Annotated in this window: 18 protein-coding genes and 4 pseudogenes; 8 read left to right on the forward strand and 14 right to left on the reverse strand. The window is 33.0% G+C overall.

The window, feature by feature from the left end:
* On the reverse strand, positions 1-665 hold a 665-nt coding region (locus C568_RS0126040; RefSeq protein ID WP_018783146.1), incomplete at its 3' end, for a GNAT family N-acetyltransferase.
* A gap of 512 nt (positions 666-1,177) precedes the next feature.
* Here C568_RS0126040 and C568_RS0126045 point away from each other — a divergent pair.
* Positions 1,178-1,390: a hypothetical protein gene (locus C568_RS0126045; protein WP_231399028.1), complete on the forward strand. Its 213-nt coding sequence runs from the start codon at positions 1,178-1,180 to the stop codon at positions 1,388-1,390.
* A 104-nt stretch (positions 1,391-1,494) separates the two neighbouring features.
* Here C568_RS0126045 and C568_RS0126050 read toward each other — a convergent pair whose 3' ends face one another.
* Together C568_RS0126050 and C568_RS0126055 are read right to left on the reverse strand one after the other, a co-directional pair.
* The gene (locus tag C568_RS0126050; protein WP_018783147.1) at positions 1,495-1,737 is read right to left on the reverse strand and encodes a DUF3937 family protein; all 243 of its coding nucleotides are present in this window, start codon (positions 1,735-1,737) and stop codon (positions 1,495-1,497) included.
* Between the two features lie 268 nt (positions 1,738-2,005).
* Positions 2,006-3,241, reverse strand: coding sequence for a glycoside hydrolase family 5 protein (locus C568_RS0126055; RefSeq protein WP_003202802.1), 1,236 nt, complete (start codon positions 3,239-3,241; stop codon positions 2,006-2,008).
* A 925-nt stretch (positions 3,242-4,166) separates the two neighbouring features.
* Between C568_RS0126055 and C568_RS0126060 the strand changes: the two genes are divergently transcribed.
* From C568_RS0126060 to C568_RS0126085, 6 genes are all read left to right on the forward strand, one after another.
* Positions 4,167-5,135, forward strand: coding sequence for a carbohydrate ABC transporter permease (locus tag C568_RS0126060; protein ID WP_018783148.1), 969 nt, complete (start codon positions 4,167-4,169; stop codon positions 5,133-5,135).
* Between the two features lie 13 nt (positions 5,136-5,148).
* A complete protein-coding gene (locus C568_RS0126065) occupies positions 5,149-6,012 on the forward strand; it encodes a carbohydrate ABC transporter permease (protein WP_018783149.1) in 864 nt (287 codons plus the stop codon).
* A 52-nt stretch (positions 6,013-6,064) separates the two neighbouring features.
* Positions 6,065-7,342, forward strand: a complete 1,278-nt coding sequence (locus tag C568_RS0126070; protein ID WP_018783150.1) for an efflux RND transporter periplasmic adaptor subunit — start codon at positions 6,065-6,067, stop codon at positions 7,340-7,342.
* Positions 7,343-7,365: 23 nt separating this feature from the next.
* A complete protein-coding gene (locus tag C568_RS0126075) occupies positions 7,366-8,685 on the forward strand; it encodes an ABC transporter substrate-binding protein (protein ID WP_018783151.1) in 1,320 nt (439 codons plus the stop codon).
* An 82-nt stretch (positions 8,686-8,767) separates the two neighbouring features.
* Entirely contained in the window at positions 8,768-9,688 is a 921-nt protein-coding gene (locus C568_RS0126080; protein WP_018783152.1) for a hypothetical protein, read from the forward strand.
* 383 nt (positions 9,689-10,071) lie between these two features.
* Entirely contained in the window at positions 10,072-11,169 is a 1,098-nt protein-coding gene (locus C568_RS0126085) for an ABC transporter ATP-binding protein (protein WP_018783153.1), read from the forward strand.
* Positions 11,170-11,311: 142 nt separating this feature from the next.
* Here the strand turns inward: C568_RS0126085 and C568_RS0126090 are convergent, their stop codons facing one another.
* The 10 genes and pseudogenes from C568_RS0126090 to C568_RS0126140 all read right to left on the reverse strand — a co-directional run bounded on the left by C568_RS0126090 (position 11,312) and on the right by C568_RS0126140 (position 23,567).
* A complete protein-coding gene (locus C568_RS0126090) occupies positions 11,312-13,171 on the reverse strand; it encodes a sensor histidine kinase (RefSeq protein WP_018783154.1) in 1,860 nt (619 codons plus the stop codon).
* Positions 13,172-13,421: 250 nt separating this feature from the next.
* Positions 13,422-14,081 (reverse strand): YkyA family protein, encoded by a 660-nt coding sequence (locus tag C568_RS0126095; RefSeq protein ID WP_018783155.1) that lies wholly within the window; start codon positions 14,079-14,081, stop codon positions 13,422-13,424.
* Positions 14,082-14,097: 16 nt separating this feature from the next.
* Positions 14,098-14,895 (reverse strand): peptidoglycan-N-acetylglucosamine deacetylase, encoded by a 798-nt coding sequence (locus tag C568_RS0126100; protein ID WP_018783156.1) that lies wholly within the window; start codon positions 14,893-14,895, stop codon positions 14,098-14,100.
* Positions 14,896-15,023: 128 nt separating this feature from the next.
* Positions 15,024-15,668 carry an N-acetylmuramoyl-L-alanine amidase family protein gene (locus tag C568_RS0126105; protein ID WP_018783157.1) on the reverse strand — a complete coding sequence of 215 codons (645 nt, stop codon included), beginning with the start codon at positions 15,666-15,668 and terminating at the stop codon, positions 15,024-15,026.
* A gap of 830 nt (positions 15,669-16,498) precedes the next feature.
* Positions 16,499-16,744: pseudogene (locus C568_RS35785) on the reverse strand (ATP-binding protein); the annotation flags it as partial.
* A complete protein-coding gene (locus C568_RS0126115) occupies positions 16,698-17,420 on the reverse strand; it encodes a response regulator transcription factor (RefSeq protein WP_018783159.1) in 723 nt (240 codons plus the stop codon). The pseudogene C568_RS35785 and the gene C568_RS0126115, both read right to left, overlap by 47 nt.
* A 282-nt stretch (positions 17,421-17,702) precedes the next feature.
* Positions 17,703-17,837: pseudogene (locus C568_RS0126120) on the reverse strand (class D sortase); the annotation flags it as partial.
* Between the two features lie 825 nt (positions 17,838-18,662).
* Entirely contained in the window at positions 18,663-19,742 is a 1,080-nt protein-coding gene (locus C568_RS0126130; protein WP_018783162.1) for a sensor histidine kinase, read from the reverse strand.
* A pseudogene (locus C568_RS32135) lies at positions 19,739-20,451 on the reverse strand (response regulator transcription factor). The gene C568_RS0126130 and the pseudogene C568_RS32135 overlap by 4 nt, the downstream one beginning before the upstream one ends.
* 971 nt (positions 20,452-21,422) lie before the next feature.
* Positions 21,423-23,567, reverse strand: coding sequence for a binary toxin-like calcium binding domain-containing protein (locus C568_RS0126140; RefSeq protein WP_018783163.1), 2,145 nt, complete (start codon positions 23,565-23,567; stop codon positions 21,423-21,425).
* A gap of 317 nt (positions 23,568-23,884) precedes the next feature.
* Here C568_RS0126140 and C568_RS33725 point away from each other — a divergent pair.
* Positions 23,885-24,061 (forward strand): annotated as a pseudogene (locus tag C568_RS33725) (helix-turn-helix domain-containing protein); the annotation flags it as partial.
* A 132-nt stretch (positions 24,062-24,193) separates the two neighbouring features.
* Here the strand turns inward: C568_RS33725 and C568_RS0126150 are convergent.
* Positions 24,194-24,667, reverse strand: coding sequence for a hypothetical protein (locus C568_RS0126150; RefSeq protein WP_003202760.1), 474 nt, complete (start codon positions 24,665-24,667; stop codon positions 24,194-24,196).
* Positions 24,668-24,761 lie beyond the last annotated feature (94 nt).

The following is a 24,761-nucleotide window of genomic DNA, read 5'->3' on the forward strand; positions in this document are numbered from 1 at the left end:
ATCACCCAAAGATTATCTAGTCCTCTATTCATTACTTCACTTTGAATAAAGTGAATAAGTTCACCTATTAACCCTTTACCTCTAAACTTTTCAATTGTAGCTACACTTTCCATTCGGGCCTGTTTTTCATGTTCAAAAATACAAGCGATGGAACATGCTACTCCATTGTATCTAAGTAGATAGTGAGTGAATGCTGGATGTTGGAATTCATCTTGAAAAGCTTTTTTTCTAACTTCGCCTCCTAACTCTTTTATACTACATTCAATATCTAAAGCTTCTTCAAAATTTAATTCAGATACCTCTTCAATAGTAACTTTTTCATTTTTATCTTTTTCAGTTAATTTCTTATTCCATAATTGGATTGGACTTATTAATTCTTCAAACCCAAAATTCTTTATTTGTAATTCAGAAATCAGTTTTTCTTGCATATCTAAGTTATATATATAAAATCTAGGTACTATATTTTTAGTCTTATAGAAATGGACTACTTCATCTACTATCATTTGTGGATTTAAACTTACTACACTTACATGTGCATGATTTGCATCATAATAATATGGGTTACTTTCATTACAAAATATAGAACCCCATGATTTCTCTATTCGGCTAGTAAAGGTTTCAAGATATGCAAAATCAAGCTCAAGAACATTTTTTAAACTAGTCATACGATATTCCCTCTTCTCTATTTTTTCTTCAATATCTTCTGTACTTTATTATACATTTAAATATTTTAATTTTCAGTTTTTTAGTTGAAATATATCTCATACCATTCAAAAAAATATTTTCAATAAAAATGAAAGTAAACTTTTTATTATTAGTTTACTTTCAAAACATTGATTTCATTAGCCTTATCCGAATTTAGCTATTTTTAGCAAAATCACTAACAAAAGTATACATTCGAAACACTTTAAATAAAGAGGTTAAAACATCCATAAACAAAAAAGAAAAAACTAGATCCATACTAGTTTTTTACATAAGTCAAGTTATCGGTAGTAAACGAAATATTATAATGCTCCTGTTACTTTCAATATTCCAAACCCTTAGCATGGTTTTTTCTGAAATACTGGCGGTACACAAATTAGGCTCGGCTTTTCGGTAACCAAATCTCAATAAAATAAGCTCTTTGTTCAGTACATAGACATAACATGTAAAAAGGCAAGCCAACTGTTATAAAGGAGTGAGACGAATTAGTATGATAAGCCCATACTTTAATAACACACGACAAATCGCTATCACATTACATTCTGGAGAAGTGACAGAACAGGCAATTCACCAAACGATGGCACAAAATCCCTTCTTTACACATGTTATACATCATCATGTTGTACATCATGTCATACATCCAACTGATTTCTCAACAATTCCGTTTGGTTCAACATACTATTTCTGAGGAAAGCCATCGGCTTTCCTTTTTTTTAGACAAACAAACTGTATATCCTATATATGCGTTAACATAACCCCACTTACCGGTAGCAAACCAGAAAAAAACGGAATCTACATAGATGCCGTTTTTTCTGGTAACTTCTTCGTGCATTGATATAAAGCAATTGCTCCTAAAATAACAAGTATACCTTCAGGAGCATCTAATAACACAGTTTTCCATGTTCCTGAAATTACTAACTCATTACCTGTAGAAGATTTATAATATCCCTCTATATAGCCAATAGTAAATTGAATTATAGATAAAAAGATAAATAAACCTAGACCAATTCGAATCCCTTTTTTATTTGTAAACATATTTATCCCTCACTAATAACTTTATATCTTTATATTTAATTATTATAATAATAATTAAATTTTCTGTCAATACATCGGGAGTAAAAGGAACTTTTAAATATCCCCTTATTTCTTTTTGGTTATTTTTTGTCCGTAAAGGTACAACATAAGGTGTACCCTTTATATATCAAGGGATAAAGAAAGAGCATCTAATCCTAATAGATCAGATGCTCAAACACGGATAATATATCCGTCCAGTTCCTAACACACTATATTACTTAGTAATAATTTACTTCTTATGAGCTTGTAAATCATTTTTAATTACATCCCAGAGAGGGTTATCTTGACGTATTGGTTTACCCTCTTCGTCCCATTTTGTTTTTCCTGTTCCTAATTCATAATTCATTCCTGTCCAAGTATCTTCACGGAATGCATAGAATGATTTGTGCCACCCTTTCTGATTGAATATAGAAATTAAGTCCTGCATGTACTGAGGTGCTCCAGGAACAGTACGGTTAATTCCAAATTCCTCAGCAATGATTCGATTAGATGGTACATGATTCTTCTTAGACCAATTTTGAACAGGCTGTAAGAATTTATTTAATCCATCTTTATCCCACATCATAGGTTTTTCTACATCTCCTACTTTTACAATTCCAGGATATTGATACTCTTTATTTTGATTTTCACGCTGGCTTGTTAATTGATATGGCTCATACATATGAAATGCATACAATGTCTTCTTATCTTTAACTGGTTTAAGATATTTAAAAGCCCAAGGTGTGGCATATAGGCCTGAATCTAAAATAATGGGTGTTTCTTTATCTACTTCACGAATTGAAGTAACAACTTTTTGATAAAATTTATTTAAATCTGCTGGGGTCCCCTTCACTTTTGAATACCATTTCTCATAATCTTCCGTCCAAAAATCATTATATCTATTTTTCTTAGATGTTTCTGGGTGTGGCTCATTTATAATATTGTAACCAACCACAGCAGGATGATCCTTTAATTCAAGAGCAAGGTCCTTCCAAAATTGGCTTGCTTGTTCTTGATATTTCTCTTCCTCCCAGATTCTATCATCATTCTGATTATTATTAAATTGGCGCCAACGGTCACCAGGTAATGAAAGCATTGTAAGTACAACTTTAATCCCTTGTGATTGTGCAGCATCTAAATCTGTTTTTAATTTTGCTACATCCTCTTTCACTAATCCTTGATAGTTATCTGCATTACCGATAAGAAAATCTTTTCCTGGTGTATCTGGTTTGTCACCAGAGAAGAAAGCTTTATCTTTTGCCCATTTATCAGGTGCTAAACGAACATACTCAATATGAGCCTCCTTTGCACTCTTGTAATTCTCAGGTAATGAAGTGCTATTCATAAAATTAGTACCTGTTCTTTTAGAATTCCAAAAATCCATTTTGGAATCTGCACATTTGTATGTCTCAGCTTTCACATTCATTTCTTGCATCCCTAAACTTAGTATGCCCATTAATGCAACTATCGGTATGATTTTTTTCATAACTTCTCCCTCTTTCCATGTTAGTTACCTATATAAAATAAATCACTTATGTTACAGAAAAGTGACAATTTCAAAAAAACATATTTTATTGATCTATAGAACTCTTTTAGGAATTTGAAAAAACATAAAATTCTTTCCTTTACTTACCCATATCTTATATTTTGTGTAACTGCCTCGAACTCTAAATACCTTGGTAGTCTTAAGTTTATAAACATTTTAGTTTGAGTTACACAACATATAAAAGATTGTTAACTACACTATTTGGCGTACCATCACATAGCCATCAAGCTAATATTTTAAAGTGTCACCAAAACGAAAAAAGAAAATTGTACGTTTAGACGCAATTTGGACATAAATTAACTAGTTCCCTGTCGGCTTAGTGACAAGGTTCTTGCTGTAGAACGCAAAGTAAAAAACACAGAGGTATTCACATCTGTGTTTTTTCAAGTTTCGGATGATTAATCGTTCTATATAAAGAATATTAAGGGATTCCAGTTCCTTCAACTATTTCTTTAATGTAGGATTTCTGACTATCATACATAGGTAATGCAATTGAGAGTCTATCTTTTTCTACATTTGGTCTGCTTGTATTTTACTATTTTTTTCATTTTTCTACTTACTTTTAAACCTTCGCCATACCCCTTATACAATAAAAAGCATTGAAACCATTCATGACCTTTACAACAGAACCACCCACCAGCCTATCTAAAGTTGATAAAGCTTATCTATTATCTTTTCGATTTCACCTTATGATTCTAAGCAAGGAAGGGGAACCTTCATTTTTTTATTCCGCTTTATGAACATCGGAACTAAAATCCCTCATTTCTTTATTTTATCTGCATTTCATCTGCATCTGTGTCCACTAAACTACATAATTGTAAGATGTATTTATGAAAATAGACTCATAAAAAAGAGGGATCCACGAATGAAAATAAACAAAAGTCGATCATATATTGGGAATGTTTTTTTGGATCGCGACCATCGATCCTTGAATAAACTTCAAGATAAAAAAAAATCCCCAACAAAATTTCGGGATTTTATGCAAAAGGATACAAGTATAGCATTATTGTTCCTTCTACCAAGTGCAATTGGTTTTTCAATTTTTTATCTGATTCCATTTGTAATGGGAATGATTTATTCGTTAATGGACGGCACTACTGATGGTTCTTTTGTCGGTTTAGCCAATTATAAAGAACTGCTAGGTAGTGCTTCTTTTCTCAAAGCAGCAACGAATACGTTTTGGTTTACCGCAGTGAGTGTACCGCTCATCATCATTATCTCCTTATTACTGGCGCTTTGTTTGAATCAAAATGTATATATTCAAAATTGGTTACGAAGCGCGTTTGTATTACCGCTTGTTGTTCCTGTGGCTTCCATTGTCATGCTCTGGCAAATTTTATTCGATTGGAACGGTACGTTTAACGTATGGATGCACAATATGGGGTTTGAACGAATTGATTGGATGAAATCAAATTGGGCAATTATTGTCTTATCAATTGTATATCTATGGAAAAATATCGGGTACAACATTATTTTATTCTTAGCAGCTTTACAAAATATCCCAAAAGAGTATTACGAAACTGCAGAAATTGAAGGTGCAGGTCGTATGCATACATTTTTAAATATTACACTCATTTATTTAACACCAACAATGTTCTTTGTCATATTAATGTCCATTATCAATTCGTTTAAAGTCTTTCGAGAAGCATACTTGATTGCTGGAAGTATACCACATGACAGTATGTACATGATGCAGCATTATATGAACAATATGTTCGTGTCGCTTGATATTCAAAAGTTGACAGCGGCTGCCACGTTGATGGTGGCGGTTATTTCTATCCTTGTATTCGTATTGTTTGCAATAGAACGTCGTTTTCGAAAGTTTATGAATTAGGTGGGAAAAGCAGATGAAAAAAGAAAATGTATTTCGTAAATGGATTTTAACGCTATTTTTGACAATATTAGCGGTCATGATGCTATTTCCAATCGTATTTACCTTGACCAATTCATTCATGACTGAGCATGAGATTGGATCCAATTATGATTCTATTGGAGAAGTGAAAAAGGATACACCTTTCATTAATTTAAAATTAATCCCAGATTTAGTGTCATTTGAACAGTATGGAACAGTATTAGTGAAAAATCCGACATTCTTAAAAATGTTTTGGAATTCAGTATTCATGGTTGTACCAATAATAGTAGGTCAAGTAATCGTTGCATCGTTTGCAGCCTATGTCTTTGCTAAGATTCAATTTCGAGGAAGAGACAAGTTGTTTATCGTTTATCTTTTGACGATGCTCATGCCATTCCAAGTTACGCTCGTACCAAATTATATCATGGCGGATAAACTTGGAATTTTGAACAGTATAGCGTCTATTATTCTTCCAGGAATCTTTGGGGCATTCGGTGTATTTATGCTCCGGCAGTTCATGTTGCATATCCCGGATGCGTATATAGAGGCAGCTAAGATGGATGGAGCTGGCCATATTACAATCTTTTTTAAGATTATTCTTCCTCTTATTCGTCCTGGAATTGCTGCTCTTATTGTTTTATTATTTGCGGATTATTGGAATATGATCGAACAGCCGCTTATTTTTCTGAATGATGAATCCAAACATCCATTATCGCTCTATTTATCAAAAATTAACAAAGAGGCACGTGGGGTTGGGTTTTCTGCTTCTATTCTGTATATGACCCCAATGATACTTTTATTTTTATATGCGCAGTCCTATTTTATTAAGGGAATTCAGTTATCAGGTGTGAAGGAATAATGAAGAATTACAATGTAAACATTCCTTCGGAAAGATTTTAGGAGGGGACACAATGGAATATAGAACGGAACAAGACGGAACAAGGAAAAAACGAAATATTAAAATCATTTCCAGTGTATTTATAGGGCTTTTAATTATCCTTACACTCTTTAGCAATACGTTAGCGAATTGGAATTTGCCAAAGGTTATTACAGAGAAGCCAAAAAATAGTGAGCTTAAACAAACGTTTACAGGTAATGGCGAATTACAGCCACAAGAAGAAGCAAAGTTAAGTAATAGTAGCATAGAGGCGAAAGTGAAAGAGGTACATGTAAAAGAAGGAGACCGTGTCAAAAAAAATCAATTATTAATGACATACGATAGTAAAAAGAGTGAACAAATGATTCTTGATGAAGAAGCAACTCTTCAAATTCAAAAGTTAGCACTGAATGACGCTCAAGCAAATTATAATGAAGCCAAAAAAAATCAACAAGAAAACAAATCAAATGATCAACCAAATAATCAGCAAGAAAACAAATCAAATAGTCAACCCAATGGGGGGATAAGTGAGACAAGTTTACAAAGTCTCAAAACAGCTGTGGAGAGCAAAAAAATTGAGATTAGTACGCAAGAAAGAAAAATTAAAAGTTTAAAAGAAGAATTAGAAATGAGCAAGAAGCTGATCGCTCCTTTCGATGGAGTTGTTACAAAAATAAATGCAAAGAAGGATCAGCTTTCTACGAGAGATGAAGGTGATGTAATTCTCTCTGATGAGAGTAAAGGCTTTAAGGTTGAAGTACAAGTACCTGCTGATTTAGCCACGCACTTGAAGGTTGGAGAAAAGATAAATTTGAAAGGAAATGCTAAATCCTTAGAAGGTGAACTTATAGAGATTAAAAATATAGAAAGCAATGAAAATCAGAGACCAGAAGAACAAGGTAAACAGCAAGATGAACAAAAGGATGAACAAAAAGGTGAACCAAAAGATGAACAGCAATTTCAACAAACATCAGCAACTCCACAACCACAGAAACGTATTCTTGTAAAAGTACAAGGAGAAGAACTGAAAAAAGGGGAGCAGGTAGAAGCTACACTGACTAAACAATTGACTAAAGGCGTGGTTATACCAAATAAGGTGATTAAGAAGGAAGGACAGAGAACATTTGTCTATACAATAGAAGAAAAAAAAGGCCCTTTAGGTAATGCCTTTTATATAGAAGAGTCTCCTATTACTGTTGGTGAATCCAATGGACAAGAAACAGTCGTGTTAGAAGGAGTATATGAGAAAGATCAAATTGTTTTACAAACCAGTGAACCTTTGAAAAAAGGAGAACGAGTAAAGATAAAATAACAAAAATAAGGAGCGAATTTAAAATGAAAAAGGTTTGTATGATGCTAGTAGCAAGTCTATCAATCAGCTTCGTGGCAGGTTGCGGAAATAATGATAGTAAAGGAGAGAGAAAAACAAAAGATGGAAAAACGATAGTCGAAGTGTCGACTTTAGGTGATACTAAATCCCTAAAACAGGCAGAGAAACTATATGAACAAAAGAATCCTAAAATTGACATCCAGATAAAAGGTGCTTTTCCGGAAGATGGATCAAAGACAGAAGCATCAAAGACAGACGAGACCTCTGCTGAGAAAATCATTAGTAAGGTGAATACAGAATTTTTATCGGGTAAAGGATCCGATGTGATTGTACTAGACGGTTTGCCTGCGGACAAGTATGGGAAGAAAGGCTTGCTTACAGATCTGAGTAAAATGATGGAACAGGATAAATCTTTTGATAAAAATCAATATTTTAATAAAGTTTTAGATAATTCGAAAACCAATGAAAAACTATATGGTATTCCATTATATTTTTGGTTGAGTGGACTGCTTGGGGATGATAAAGCGATACAACAATCTGGAGTAAAAGTGAATGACAAAGAGTGGACTTGGAGTGAGTTCACAAGCATTGGAAAAGAATTAGCAAGCAAAGGAACACATACACATGTTATTGGAAATACTCCTCCGGAACAAATGCTGCAATTTCTGGTGCAAGATCATTACAGTAAGTTAGTAGATAAAGCAAGTGGACAAGCAAAGTTCCAGTCTGATTTATTTGTACAGATGCTGGAAGACGTAAAGAAGATGTATGAACAGAAAATAGTCACTGCAGATTCTGTGGCTTTAGGAGAAGCATATTTTGTCCCAGCACCAATCATGTCGGTAGAAGAATATTTCAGTTTTGGATATAGCTTGGGTATAACAGAGTCAAAAATGTATCAAAAACCACATATAGCTGGACAAAAAAAGGGAGTTGCTTTTACACCGAACACAACAGTAGGTATAAATGCGAAATCTCCGGTTAAAAAGGAAGCTTGGGATTTTCTTAAGTTTTTAATGTCTGATGAGGTCCAAAGTAAAGGGAATGCATTTCCAATTAATAAAGCTTTATATGAACAACAAATCAAAACATTGAAGGAAAAAGGGAAAATTGAGCATATAAGTGGCTCTACGATTAACGTTACTGAGAGCGATATACAAGGATTAGAGAAAATGGTTGCTGAAATAAGCGTTCAGAGCCCACAAAGTACTAAAATTGAATCCATTATTGCTGAGGAGTCCAAGTCATACTTTAGTGGTCAAAAATCAGCTAAGGATGTAGCAGCACTAATCCAAAATCGAGTGACGACATATATAAACGAATAAACTATATATAATTCACGACAGGTAGTAGCAATTAAAGTGAAAATAACTAGCAAAGTGGGGATTAGAATTGAAGAGGAATAAAATGATTCTGATGTTATGTAGTAGCATATTGCTAACTGGTATGGTGGCATGTAGTAACAACAGTGATGAGAGTCCAGTGAAAACTGTTGATCAAAAAAAGAGTGCAGAAAAAATGGAATCAGCTTCTAAAGAAGCATCTGTTGAGGAAACTAAACTTTCTATAGAAGATACACTTTCAAAAGAAGATCAAGAAATTGTTGATGTATTGTTTAATACGGTCCCTGAGATAAAATCATATTATCAAAAAGACAAAGAATACACGGTTTCATTAACAGCAGAAGTTACAAAACCCAATCTAAATTCAACGGATAATAAGGAGAAAGAATATTATAAAGTGCATTTTGAAGGAAAGGTATTAGGCGGTTGGGAGTTTTATGTGAAACCAGATAATAAAGAGGTTTTATTTAAAGGAATATTTGTAGGAAATAAGGGTCTTTATACTCTTGAAGAGTTCAAAAAAGAAGCAAATGAAACGGATGATTTCTATGCAAAACTGAAAGAGAAAGTGCCGGAGTTTAGAAAAGATGTAAAAACAACTGTAGCAAAAAAACTACAAAGTAAAGTAGCAAAAAAACAAGAAATTAGTGATGAAGAAATCCTAGCGTATCTAGATGAGGTTGCGGAACCGGAGTTTACAGTATGGAACCAAGCTATAGGGCAAAAAGGACTAGACATTAAAAAAGATAGAAAAGTAATCAAACCAGATCCAAGTGCAAAAGATCCACTGAAGAAGGATTTTTATCAAGTTGAAATGTTAAAAGAAACTTTCCTTATTAAACCTACTTTTGAAGAAAAGGATATATATTTGGTTCGAGTTCAACCTATTGAGAAGCCGGGGAAAGAAGTAAATTCATTACAAGTTTCTCGTTTTATAACATTTTCTATGGAAGCGATTAGCCAGAATGAAGCTAACAAAAAATAAATGTAACTATTCAGTTACTCAATAAGACGACATGCCCAATAAACCGTGCCATATATGGTTACAATAGGACCATTGTTTCATATAAATCCACGATGAATAAGAGAAACTGCACAAAATTAGACGGCGGTTTCTCTTATTCTACTTTTGAGCCCAAGGGATTTTTTTGGTTTCCTATACTTGTCTTATGGCTTGAAATACAGACTGGTCCCCTAAATCTATACAATAGAGTTTCTAAAGTATTATTGTTCGTTCGAATAGATGGAAAAAGTGTGTGAGGTTGAGCATGAATACGGGAATTTTGAATTCATACTATATCTTTAAACATACAAGGAAAACAAAAATGATAAAAACATATATAGCTTTTTATTGCAGGAGGTAACAACATGACAGAGGTAGTATTAAAAAATATTTATAAAATATATGACAATCAAGTAGCAGCGGTGGAGAATTTTAATCTTCATATTCAAGATAAAGAATTTATAGTGTTTGTTGGTCCTTCTGGATGTGGTAAGTCGACCACTTTACGTATGATTGCCGGATTAGAGGGGATTTCACAAGGAGATTTATACATTGATGAAAAATATGTGAATGACATACCACCAAAGGACCGTGACATCGCAATGGTATTCCAAAATTATGCCCTCTATCCTCATATGACCGTGTATGATAATATGGCATTTGGTTTAAAAATTCGTAAGTTACCAAAAGATGAAATTGAGCGTCGTGTTCAAAACGCAGCAAGAGTTCTTGGATTAGAAGAACTTTTAAAACGGAAGCCAAACGCGTTATCCGGTGGTCAAAGACAACGTGTTGCTTTAGGGCGTGCCATTGTCCGTGATGCAAAAGTATTTTTAATGGATGAGCCATTATCAAATCTAGATGCAAAACTACGTGTTACCATGCGCTCTGAAATTTCAAAACTGCATCATCGCTTACAAACAACAACCATTTATGTTACGCATGACCAAACTGAGGCTATGACAATGGCAACGCGCCTTGTGGTTATGAAAGATGGACGGATACAACAGGTTGGTACACCAAAAGAAGTCTATGAATATCCCGAAAACGTATTTGTTGGTGGCTTTATTGGTTCACCAGCCATGAACTTCTTTACGGGAAAAGTGGAAAATGGAAATTTTATTTTAGGTCATATCAAACTGAGTATTCCAGAAAAAAAATTAGAAGCACTACGTGAACAAGGTTATGAAAATAAAAACATAATTCTTGGCATTCGCCCGGAACATATCTATGATAATCCAAGTATGCTAGAAACATTGCCTGATTATATTATAAATATAAAAATTGAAGTTGCAGAATTGCTTGGAGCCGAATCGATGATCTATGCTACGTTACACAATCAATCCTTTATTGCACGTTTAGATACGCGTAATGATTATCAAACAGGAGAGGCTATGCAACTTGTATTTGATATGGACAAAGTACATTTCTTTGATACCGAAACACAACTACGTATTAAATAAAATTGTATCTTTTTGCAACAGAACGCACCATATTATTTCGGGAATTTTATACATTTAGATACAAATCAACCTATTCTCTTTACGTTAAAGAAAAGGTAAAGATACTATCAAAATAAATGAAAAAAAGTGTAGAACCTCCGTTCTACACTTTTTTCTGTAAATAGAAATAAAACAACACGCCATCAACTGTATTGTGTACTCCATACTCTGCTCCATGAAGTTCTAAAATATTTTTTGAAATGGCAAGTCCAAGACCTGTTCCACCTTGTGAGCGTTTACGAGCTGTATCAACTCGGTAAAAACGATCCCAAATCTTATCTAATTGATCTTCTTCAATATGGGTCCCTTTATTTTCGATACAAACTTTTATGCGACTTGGCTCATCTATTATAGAAATAATAATATCCTCTTTTTCTGGCGTATAACGAATAGCATTCGTGATAAAGTTTGTGATTACTTGTTCCATACGACGATGATTTGCAATGACTTCAGTTGCAGCAAGATGTGTGTGAACATGTAATTGCTTTTTTGTTATCTCCAAAGATAATTGTTCACAGATATGCTGAATGGCTTGGTCAATATAAAAAACATCCATCTGCATTTTATACGTACCAGATTCAAATTTTGCTAACTCAAGCATGTCCACAATTAACATATCCATCTTATCTACTTCTTTTTCCATTGCCTTAAAGTAATACTCCTTCTTATGACTTGCAACACCATCTTTTAAAATAGAAATACAACTCTTCATAATACTTAGAGGTGTCTTTAACTCATGCGATACCCCTGAAATAAACTCTTTTCTTGTATTTTCTAATTTTTTTTCTTTCTCTATGTCTAGTTGCAATTGCTCAATATGTGAATGCAATGTATTTGAAAGTAAATTAATATTTTGAGATAAATCACCAATTTCATCTTTTGACATAATTGGAACCCTTTCTGAGAAATCTAAGTTTGCAATTTTTTGGGTTGTCTTATTTATTTGTAATAAGGGCCTTGCAATCTTTTTTGAATAGTAAAAAGAAGCTAGAAAAATAAGAAGCAACACAAACATAATAATATAGACATAATACTCTTGTATCATTTGTACAGCTTCATCAACTGGCTGCAACGAAGTCATTGAAAAAATGTATGTTATTGCACCGCTCTTATCCTTTATCGGTTTTATTATTAACTTATATTTAATATCATTCTGCTCATAATCGATTTCTTGTAAGGAATCATAGTTAGTAGTCTTTTCATTTAGCAATAAGTCTGCCTGAAACTCTTGTATCCTTTCCATAAATAAGTTATTTGTATAAACAAAATTCGATTGTTCATTCCCACCCGAAAGTTGAACCTTTGTAATTTTCCCGTCTAGATATTTTACAGGCGCTTCTTTTTCATATTTTCTTTTATAATCAATGTCCTCTTTTTTAGACAAGTCTTTAGTTGTATATTTATTTTTAAGTTTTTCTCCAAATTCATTTACTTTTTTATCTAATGTCGTATTTACCAAATTTGGAGTTTCTGTTTTAAAGAATGCAGAAAAAGGAATGAATGTAGCATTTTTTTCTATCCCCCTCAAAGTAACTGTTTCTCCTAAAGGGAATATTTCATTTGCAATATTCCTCGCATGATCGTCCTCAACCTTGAAATTGTACAGCGGTATGGTAATTGTAGAATTAGCGAATTGATTTTCTTTATCTTTAGACTGATTTAATTTTACTTCTATATAAAAATCATTTACATTTTTTAAATTACCATTACTATCTAATGTTGTAATCCATGTATTATGTTCTCGGTAAAAATCTTGTTCTAACTTTTGAATGACTTGTGAATTTCCTCCACTATTTAAATAATCTGTTTCAAAAGATTTCATGTTTCTTTTGATATCATCCACTTTTTTATGCGCATAAAATTGTTTAAAGAATATCGTTTGTCCAACAAAAATAGTTGCCAAGATCAACATACATAACGCTGTTGTTAATATAAATAATTTTAATACAATCCCTCTTTTCATACTATATCCTCCAATTTACAAACTGCTCGAACAATGATTATAACACTCTTGGATTTAATTCGTTAGAATTTAAGTGGTGGGTAGTTCACTGTCTTTCCCATCTATTGCTTCTAATACTTCATATCCTAAATCTAATTGAAATGACTATCGAACACAAAAAGCCAAATTGCTCTTGATTAGCAAGAATTTGGCTTTTGTGGGTTTGAATTATAAAAAACTCTCACAATACACTTCGTTTTTTACAATCGTTTTATTTTTTACTTTCTTTAATTTTAATATTTGCTTGTTTATAAAATGCTAATTTGTTCTGATTATACCCATTCGTGTATTTATTAAATCTATCCTGATCTGAATGAATTTGTTCATAAGACTGATTGATCGTTTTTACTTTCTCAGTAATTGATTTAAGTTTTTCATCTTTTGCTTGTAGCATTTTGTACAGTTCTTGTTCTAATTGTAATGATTTTTTATAACTATCATGCAATTTTTTGAAAGAATCAGCACGATTTCTATACATATCTTGAACTTGTTCAACTTGTTCTTGTAATTTCTTATCTTCTAATTTCTTTATATATTTATCAACAGACTTCACTTCATTTTGTGCATTTTCTAAGGTGTTTTTCTCTTTCTCTAATACCTTTTCACGATCATGTATGTTTGTTACAGCTTGATCTAACTTTTCTTTTACTACTTGATTATTCTCTTTTCCTTCAAGTGTAATTTGAGTATATAATTCTTGTCCTTGTTTTTCTAATGTTGCTAACTTTTTTGTATCTTCAAACATTGTCTTTTCTTGTTTTGTAGCACTTTCAAATGCCACATATAATTTTTCTTCTGGTTTTTGTCCTGAACAGCCTGACAACAAGGTTACTGATAAGGCTGTTATAAGTGCTAGGTTTCTATATATCAACTGCAATTCCTCCTACTTAGATGCGATTATCCTTCCAAAAATTTAATGGGAAATGAGAGGCTTCATCATATACTTCAAATTCATAACCTTTACTACGAAGATCATCAATAATTCTTTGCAACGCCTGCACTGTCTGTGATTTTTCATGCATTAAAATGATTTCGCGATTTTCACTGACCTGAGAAATCGTTTTTTGAACAACAGCATCTGGATTTCCTGTGAACTGCCAATCTAAAGAATCTATTGTCCAATCCCACTCTTTCATACCGACATTTACCATTTTGTCTCTTAATGCCTGTGTAAGTCCGGGCATACTCCCATATGGACAACGAACAAGATTTGGATGAATTCCAGTTACTTCTTTCATGATATTTTGCGCTTGTTGCATTTCTTCAACAAATTTGCCTTGGATATACAGCTTTTTATTATCGTGTGTCATACTATGAACACCTGGATAGTGACCTTCATTTACTAAGCGTTTTACGCTTTCTTTATGAGCTGGGATATTTCCACCAATCATAAAGAAAGTTCCTTTTATATTATTACTCTTTAAAATATCTAAGATTTCTTTTTGAAATTGACTTGGTCCATCATCGAATGTTAAGTATGCTACTTTCCGAACCTGACCATTATATTTATCGGGGGCTGTTTTTTTCATTTCTCCTTTTGTTTGCTCACTTGCCAGTTGAACAGTATTTTCTTGGTTCATTACCCCTTTGGCAGGTGATGTGAAGAATTGAAACATAAAAATTCCTAGTGTGATACAAGCAACTATTGATATAATCACCGTTATTTTTAGTCCTTTTGTAAACATTCTAGTATGTCCTTTCTAGTAACCTTTAGTTATATATTTTTTACTAAATAATTGTATCTATTAAAAATAAAATTTTTGATAGATACTGAATTTTATTTTTTGTTTAGTAGTCTGATTTAACTAGACTACTATTTTTTAAAATATTCTATAACACCATTAACAATTCCAGAGGCTACATCTGCTTGGAATTGTTGTGAATTCATTCGTTCCTCATCTTCTGGGTTTGTAATATAACCTAGCTCAAGTAAAATTGATGGTTTTTGATTTTCTCGTAATACATAGTAATCGCCAGATTTTACACCTCTATTTTTTGCCTGTATATGTTTGAATAAATGTTCGTGTATCGTTTCTGCCAATGCTTGTTCTTTTAATCCCTTGTAATAGTATGTTGTTACTCCTTTTACATCATTAGTTGTGAAACCGTCATAATGAATGCTAAGAAAGAGATCAGCTGATTTATTGTGAGCAATAGCTACGCGATTTTTTAGTGGTACAAACGTATCATCTTCACGCGTTAAAATTACAGTCATTCCTTTTCCCACGAGCTTTTGTTGAATGTTTTTAGCTGTTTTGAGAGTTATATCTTTTTCTTTTGTTCCTTTTGATCCAATAGATCCAGGATCATTTCCTCCATGTCCTGGATCTATGACGATAACTTTTTTCGATAATGTATCTTCATACATTGTTCCTTTTACTCTTGGACTGAATAAAAAATAGACCGATGTAATACATATAAAAATCAGTAGAGGAAATATAATCATTTTTTTGTTCATAAAAAAATCCCCTTTGGATCAACTTGCTTTTGATAATATGTTTACAATTTAATAGATTTTTTTAAAATAAAAATAATATCGTGAGCGTTACAAAACTCTTACAAATATAAATGCAGACGGTAAATTGATAAAATTCCTCCTTCTTGAACCATCTATAATGGGCACAGACCGCAAATCAGAATTAAGCAAATTTCGACATTAAAACAAGTAATTTTAACAACGCTAAGAGCATGTAGTGCAATACAATGTCATTTGTGTTGCATTATATGGAGAAAAACTATTGAAATCGGTCACCAACACAACACAATTTACTTAAAACACGGTTAAAATGACTCAAAAACTTTTAGCATGTTTTTTTCAAAATGGTAGATCCCTATAAATTCTGTAATACCTTCTGGGTATATTTATATGGTATAAGTTTTATATAAAGATTAGATGCAGATAACATGCATTTGTTTTAAAGATTGTTATCTACAAAAGGAGACACAATATACATTCATTAAAGTGTATGTCTGTTTTTCTCATATCGATGGGATTTCCGCCCGTTTTTCTATAGAAAATTAAACAGATGAAGTGATTATCATTGATAATTTTTTGGTGTCTTTTGGTAGAGGTTGATAATGTTTGAAGTGGTTATGTGTTAGTGGGCATTATTTAAGTGGTGTTAAATAATTTGTTTTTTAATTTACAAAAATGGCGTGATACAGTTTTGCTAGTGGAGGGTGTATGTACTAAGATAAAGATACGATACAGTCGCTCCTGGTCCCAGCACATTGTGTAGGGATTTTTTCATAAAGAAAAGACATCCAAATGAGTGTCTTTTCTTTAATAATGAAATTCGATAAGTTGTTAGTTTTTTCTGGTGTGATGGGAAGAGTAAACCAAAATTCACTTCCCTGTTTCCCATCTGAGCGATCTTTCACACCACTTTCTCCGTTGTGCATTTCAATTAATGATTTTGTAATGGCGAGTCCGAGACCGAATCCTCCAGATTGTGAACTTCTGGATTGACCTGTTCTAAAAAAACGTTCAAATACGCGTAATTTCATTTCCTTCATTTGGTTCAAAGTGATACCCTATCCCCCAAACCGTATGAATCCAACGATTCTTTATCGTATGTTTCTCCAGCTTCTCACGTAAACGACTCACTAACACGGTTACCGTGTGTGTATCCCCGTCATATTCAAAATCCCAAATGAGTTCAAGAAGTTGCGAACGAGAAAATACTTGTTTTGGATGCTTTGCCATGACATAAAGTACCTCAAACTCTTTCACTGTTAACTCCACTTTATTTTCACAAACAAGTACACATCTCGTCTTTGGATAAATTTTTAAATCCGGAAATTCTATCACTTCTGATAGGAATTCTTTTTCTTGTATCGGTATCTGATTACCTCTCTTTAGTATAATTTGAACCCTTAATACTAATTCACGAGGTGAAAACGGCTTTGTTACATAATCATCCGCACCAATTGTTAAGCCTAAAATTCGATCTCTTTCCTCGCCTTTAGCAGTTAACATAATTATAGGGACATTTGATTGTTGACGAATTTCCTCGCATAATTCCCAGCCATCTTTTTTCGGCATCATCAGATCTAAAAGAATTAAATCTGGTTGATGAGTAAGAAATAAATCCCAGCCTTCCATTCCATTCATAGCTGTGTATACTTCATATCCTTCTCTTTCTAAGTATCGTTTGCATACTTCTCGAATATTTTCTTCATCTTCTATGATTAAAATTCTTTGTTTCATATATAATCCTCTCTTCTTTTTCATCAATCACAAAAGAAATGTTTCTTTTATCTGCTTTCATCTAATAAATCTATGAAACTTAGATATACAGCTGTTATCACTGATAGTATTGTTAGGTTAGAAGCCAGCACTTTGGTCTTCTATTCACTAAAAATTATTAAAAGCGATTCTATAATCCAGATGGTAGTTTTAACAATTGATTCCTCGTATGTTTAGATACGTTCTGTTTATATACCATTTCTAAAAGAATAAATACTGGAGAATGTTCAGTTTGGGGCGTACTTTCTCTATCACCTCTCCTAGCTCTGTAAAAACTGTATCACGCTGTCCACTTCGTACAGTATGACCACTTTCAGAAGGAGCTGTAGTACTATCACTTACAAACATACCAACTCCTTTTTTCAATGTGGTGTCATTGTTCCAGGAAACGCACTTGTTACCGAATATTCTACTGTTAATAGCGCCATCGCATGGATTGATGAAATTTTCTTTTTTATTTTTCTCCTCGTATACTTTTTCACATCCCATTGGATATATTAATAATATATATCCGTTATATAAAGATGAAATGCAGATTACATGCATTTCATTTAAAGATATAATTGCGAAAAGGGAAAATGATAATTGTATCCAAAACACCTATAAATGTGTATATATAAAATTCTTACCTAATTAACTATATTTACATTCAGTTTATAGAAGTTATAAAAATATGTGATGATAGGTAAAGATAACTATAATTTTTTAACACAAACAAAGTACAGCTATTTCTATAATGTATTTTGAGAAAAGTTAAATTTGTATATTTTTTACAAAAATAAGATGTAATTATTATTGAAGAGCAATCTGTAAGTCCCATTGAAATATGTGGTAAATTTACATGGGATATGAAATACATATTCGAAAAGAGATAATGCACTTAATAAAAGTGTTCTTATCTCTTTTTTACTTATATGATGTAGCATCAATTGTGAGGACATTAAACGAACATTTGTTTAAAACATTTCGACTCTGAAAGTATAGTACCTAGAATAAGTGTGAAATTTTTTAAAGCATCTAATTTGTTCAATTTCACGTTTATTGTGTAGATTTTATATAACAAAGAAGAAGTAGGGGGAAAGAAAAACAAAACTGCACAGATATTTAAAAATACATATTTTATTTTTATCAAGTAAAAGACCTCCTGTAACACACTGTTTAGTGGTACGTTACAGGAGACCTTTTATTTCTATAATATAAATATTACACAGATCTTTCAGCAGTCTTATTTTTTTCTGATGTGATGGGAAGAGTAAACCAAAATTCACTTCCCTGTTTTCCATCTGAGCGATTTCTCACACCAATTTCTCCGTTGTGCATTTCAATTAATGATTTTGTAATGGCGAGTCCGAGACCGGATCCTCCAGATTGTGAACTTCTGGATTGATCTGTTCTAAAAAAGCGTTCAAATACACGTAATTGGTCATTTGGAGTAATTCCTTCTCCTTCATCACGCAAAATGAATTGGACTTGTTGCTTCTGCTTATTTTCCTCTACAATCAACTCAATTGTTCCGGAGACAGGAGAATACCGAATCGCATTATCTAACAAATTACTGATAACTCGTGCTATTTTACATGGCATGATTAAAAGTCGAGGTAATGTATCAGGAACATGCAATTGTAAATCAATCTGTTTGTTTGCTGATAAGACAGAGTATGACTCAAGTACATCTAATAGGACTTTGTCCATATGTGTGAAACTTGGATAAAAATCTACTTGTCCAAGTTCTAACTTTGAAAGATCAAATAAGTCATTAATTAATCCACTTAATCGTTTTATTTCTTTTAAGGTCGTCGCTAAGTACTGCTTTTTCATTTCAGGATCTTCAATGAGGTCATCTTGTATTGCTTCTATCATTAATTGCATGCTAGCCATAGGCGTGCGTAAGTCGTGTGAAATATTCGTAATCAGCTCTTTACGTGCTTTTTCCCCTTCTTCTAACTTAGTAAACCCTTCTTCTAACTTTTTTGCCATCAGTTGAAAGGCTGTTGCTAATTCTTTAAACTCCTGTGGTTCTTTTCCAATTATATACATTGTTTCAAATTGTCTATCACTAAATTGTTTCGTTAATGCCATTAAATTTTTGATAGATCTCATGATAGGGCGTGTCATTAACCAGTAAATAAACGTTGAAATCATGAATGCCACAACCGCAATTATTGTTAATAATTTTGTTTGTTCCGGTTCAAGTAACATTTTCGTCTCACTATACCATATAGCCAGTACCATGATACTGGTACTTAATACATTCATCAGTAACAATTGAATACGTAATCTCATGTTTCACTTCCTCCATTTGGTTCAAAACGATATCCTATCCCCCAAACCGTGTGAATCCAACGACTCTTTATCGTATGCTTCTCCAGCTTGTCACGTAAACGACTCACTACCACGGTGACTGCGTTTGTAATCCCTTCATGTTCAGTACCCCAAATGAGTTCAAGAAGTTGTGAGCGAGAAAATACTTATTTTGGATGCTTTGCCATGACATAAAGTACCTCAAACTCTTTCACTGTTAAATCCACTTCATGTTCACAAACAAGTACACATCTCGTCTTTGGATAAATTTTTAAATCTGGAAATTCTATCACTTCTGATAGGGATTCTTTTGCTTGTATCGGTATCTGGTTGCCTCTTCTTAGTATAATTTGAGCCCTTAATACTAATTCACGAGGTGAAAACGGCTTTGATAGATAATCATCTGCATCCATTGTTAAGCCTAACATTCGATCTCTTTCCTCACCCTTGGCAGTTAACATAATAATAGGGACATTTGATTGTTGACGAATTTCCTCGCATAATTCCCATCCATCTTTTTCGGCATCATCAAATCTAAAATAATTAAATCTGGTTGATGAATAAGAAATAAATCCCAGCCTTCTACTCCATTCGTAGCTGTATATACTTCATATCCTTCTCTTTCTAAGTACCGTTTGCATACTTCTCGAATATTTTCTTCATCTTCTACGATTAAAATTCTTTTTTTCATCTGTAATCATCTCTTCCTTTTCACCCATAATACAAAAGGTTCTCTTATATGCTTTCATCTAATAAATATGTAAACATCCCCCTACTCAAGTAGGTGGCATCACACTCGGCTAAGGTCCGACTAAAGTTCGTTACAACAAACAAAACTTATAAGGCTAAAGTTGATACCGTCTAAAGACGGTGGTTTTTAACCACTCGTTTGGAAAATAAAATTTAGATATGAAGATGTAACAACTGATCGTATCACTAAATCAGAATCTCACACTTCGGCCTTTCAATAACTAAAAATTCGAAAAATACTATGTGATCCAGATGATAATTTTAACATTGGTTTATTTATATGACTAGATAAACAATCTAAATCGTCGTATTTATCTAGTCATACAAACAGAAATTTTAAATCAGATTTTTTTACGAAGATTATTCATTTATCCTGTCAGAATCGACTTTATGATGTATCTGTTGTCCAAGATCTTTATAATCATAAGATTGTATCTTGAAAAGGCCTATATAAGACGCTACTCTGCATTCTGAATCAGCTTTTCAATATATATACATCTAACCTACCGTATAAAAGCTTACAATCTGATAAGAAGTCGTTCCCATAAGGAAATGATTTGGATCATGCTTATATTGAATATTTTTTTCACATTTAAAAACAGAGACAGCCAATTTTTAGAATGTCAAGTCAAAGAACAATGGGTTCAAACAATTGAAAGCGATATATAGTTCTACAATAACAAAAAATTACAGAAAAAAACAAATCAGTGTGCCCCGATTCTATATCGAAACACACTGATAGCTTCGCCTTTTTAGAGATGTCCACTTTACAGAAACAAAACCAATATTCACCTAAATTAGGGTCCAGTAAATGTTGACAAGTCCAAAATCAGCCTACATTCTTGTGTCTAACTTTTTGGGTTCCGTTCATTACCGGTGTTTTTTTTAACTTTGCAACAAAACCGTTCCCTTTTACTTAGCTTTTTCGAAAGTCCAGCTATTGAAATTCTTATTACCATATGACACATAACCGTTATAAGGCAGACCTATATCGTTACCATCAGATTGTAGTTTCCAAGCAGACTTGTAAAAACGGTCGTCCTTGCCATATAAATGATCAATTTTAAAAGTACTTGCATTTTGTTTTTGGTCAAAATGGATATAACCATCTTGAAGTTTTAAATATTCATAGCCTGAATAAGCACTATTTTGAACTTTAATGTGTACCTCTTCACCTGTTTTGATTGGTTGTCCAGGTTTAGGCTGCCCTTTTCTTTCAATAATTAGATTAACTGGTTTAAGGTAATTCCCAGTAACCGCAAGGTATTGCCAATTATTATTTCCTTTATAACTTTGCACAGCATATCCATTAGATTTCATAGTATAAGGAGTTCCTTCTACAATAAGTGCGTCGCTGCCCTTTTCTGTCACATAATTGTCATATTCTTGATCATACGTAACAACTGTAGAAATTTTTTGTGTCGGAAGTTTCTTTTGTGCATCATTGATTTCAAATGTAACTTTTTGTGTTGGATTGAAATCATTCAAACTTACAGTTTCTTTAGACTCATATACGTTTCCTTTTTTCACTAATGTTACTTGTTGTGTTTGTTTGGACTTTTTATTTTCAAAAGAAGCGGAGATTTCATTACTTGCTCCGAATAAGCCAGGTACGACTGATGCATAAACCTTTTTCGTAAATGGATTATAAGCACTATGTGACAATTCTGGTTGCTGAATTTTTGTGAAAACACCAACTTTTGCGCTTTTCGAAACATAAGATTCTTTAGCATTTTCTAGATTATCTTTCGCAATGATAGTTTGATCTCCCTTGGTATTATCTATAAATTCATTTATCTTTGCAGAGTCCACTTTAACATGCTTAAGAACCTCGTTAAACGTTAAATTTGTCTCACTTCCAACACCTTCTGGTGCATACATTCTAAACTTCGGTTTATTCCCGATATCAGTCTCTAGTAATGCAGTAGCAGCATTTACACGAGATTCAATTTTCCCTGAATCTCCTAAATTCATAAATTCTCCATCTTTCTCAATATATAAGTCCATTGTACTTGTAGGTAGTACTTCAACAGAAAGAGGTGCACCTTGTTCAATAGCTTTTAATTGCTCTAACGATAAATAAATCTTTACATCTGGGTTATTCTCTACACTGTCTACCAATACTTCTGTTGTATTTCTTCCACCTTTTTCTGTACTTAACTGATTTGCTTTATAACGTTCTTGTGTTCCCTTTGATGTATGGATAATATCTTCTCCTAAACGAATGTTAAAATGAGGTGAAACATTTTCAGCAGACGCCGTCCCTGTATTTTTATATTCTAACTGTATGCTCACCTGCGCTGCTTTTGCTGAATCAACAGTTTTTGCGGTAGACCAATCAAGATTAGAAGAATATCTTTCTGTATCTGTTGCTGTTCTCGAGTATCCATAGCTTACATTTACTGAGGCCTTTCCAGAAGGAACAGGACCAGCTGCTGAACCTTCAGCACCACCTTCTACACCTGCTCCTATACCAAATGAATGTTGTGTCGATACACTTTTTTCCCAACCTTGATTAATGGACCCACCGTTTGAATCCGTAATAGACGCAACAGGAGTAATCTTAATACGTTTTACGCCAATTTGTAAATTCGGCATATTTGCAACCATTGGATTAAACTCAGTATCAGAGTTATTGCCATAGTACTGAACTTCATATGCATCTGAAAAAGGATCTCCATCCGAATTCCCCTTCATAGGATCTGTGATAAATTTTAATTTATTTTTGTCTGTCTCTGGATTCCATGCCCGAGCCTCATTTTTCCCAGTTTGTCCATTGAATTCAATTTTATAGCCTTTTATCTCTAAGTCGTTAGAAATACCATCGTTATCCCAATCGTTATTTTGTAAGTCAATTTTTTCAGTAGACATCTTTCCCTTTTTTCCGTCAGTTCCATAAATAAGATCTTTTCCTTCTTTTGCATTTGCATCCTCTTTGAACATTTCAACTGTGCTTCCTGCAGTCGGCTGCTTTACGTCTGCTAAAGCAGGGGATGCTATAGTCAGTGCCATCGTTACACTACCTAATACACTAAGTGCTGGTTTCAATTTCTTCATTGTTATTTTTCCTCCTTGATTTTCAGGTGAGTTCGAACACCTACTAGTAAGATTAACTTCATCATATCTAACATATCTCTCATTTCTCTCTCATAAATGTTATAAAACTCTCTCATAAATGTTACAAAACTCTTACAGAGGCTTTAATGGGTACACAATTTGTTTTTTATTCTATTTAAATATCTGACGGACTAGAGCACGAATCGTCTTACTACCCCTTTATGGAACATTAATCAAAGATTCAAAATAGGAGAGTAGAATATGAGAAAAATAGGTTACGTACGAGTAAGTTCTGTTGATCAGAACCCAAAGAGACAATTACAACAAATGAAGGAAATTATCAAGGACGAGTTACAAAATATCATGAAAAGCATGCTGGAATGAATTATGCACTTAAGCTGTATGAAGAAGGAAATATGACAGTGAAACAAATTTGTGAAATTACGAGTGTATCTAGATCTTCTTTATATAGGAAGATACACGATTTAAAATAAGTGGTTTGATTATATCCTGATATACATTTCCTTATTATGGGAAAATCACTGTGGACTAGAGCAGCAACCCTGTCAATAGGTCTTGAAGGATTAAACCTTTGACGGCGTTTTAATAGTTTTATTATTCCTCTTTTATAACCATTCTTCAAATTCTTCAAAAATAAACTCTCCATTGACCTCGATAGTAGTATCTGGCTTACTTCCATCATAATAAGATATATCCCTAGTTATCCCTGTCCAATTAATATGAAAAATCCCATTTCCGTTGTATTTCATTTTCAGTACATTATTATTAACCTCTTGGTGTTCAAAGTAATATATTCTTACTGCTAAATCGTTACTGTCTTCATCATATCCTTTAGAAATAATAAATTCTTGTTCTCCAAAATTTTCGAGTTTTAAGTTATCCATATAAACAGTTACCTCTCCACTAGGATTCATTTTACAATCTACTGTATCAGGTAATGATTGAATTGGTTCTTGCTCTGTTTCTACTTCAAGCCATAGCATTATTTCATTTTCTTGCTTCTTCACCGCATATATTTTAGCTTCAGAAATTTCGTATTTCTCAATTCCATTAAAACGGTTGATAGTAAAGCTCCCCATTAAACCATCTCCTACTCATATGCTATTAAAATCGGATTAATAAGTATCTGCTTCATATAATATTAACTTATTACTAAGTCCACTGTTATCTATC

The organism is Bacillus sp. 95MFCvi2.1, assembly GCF_000374965.1.
GTDB classification, from domain to species: domain Bacteria; phylum Bacillota; class Bacilli; order Bacillales; family Bacillaceae_G; genus Bacillus_A; species Bacillus_A pseudomycoides.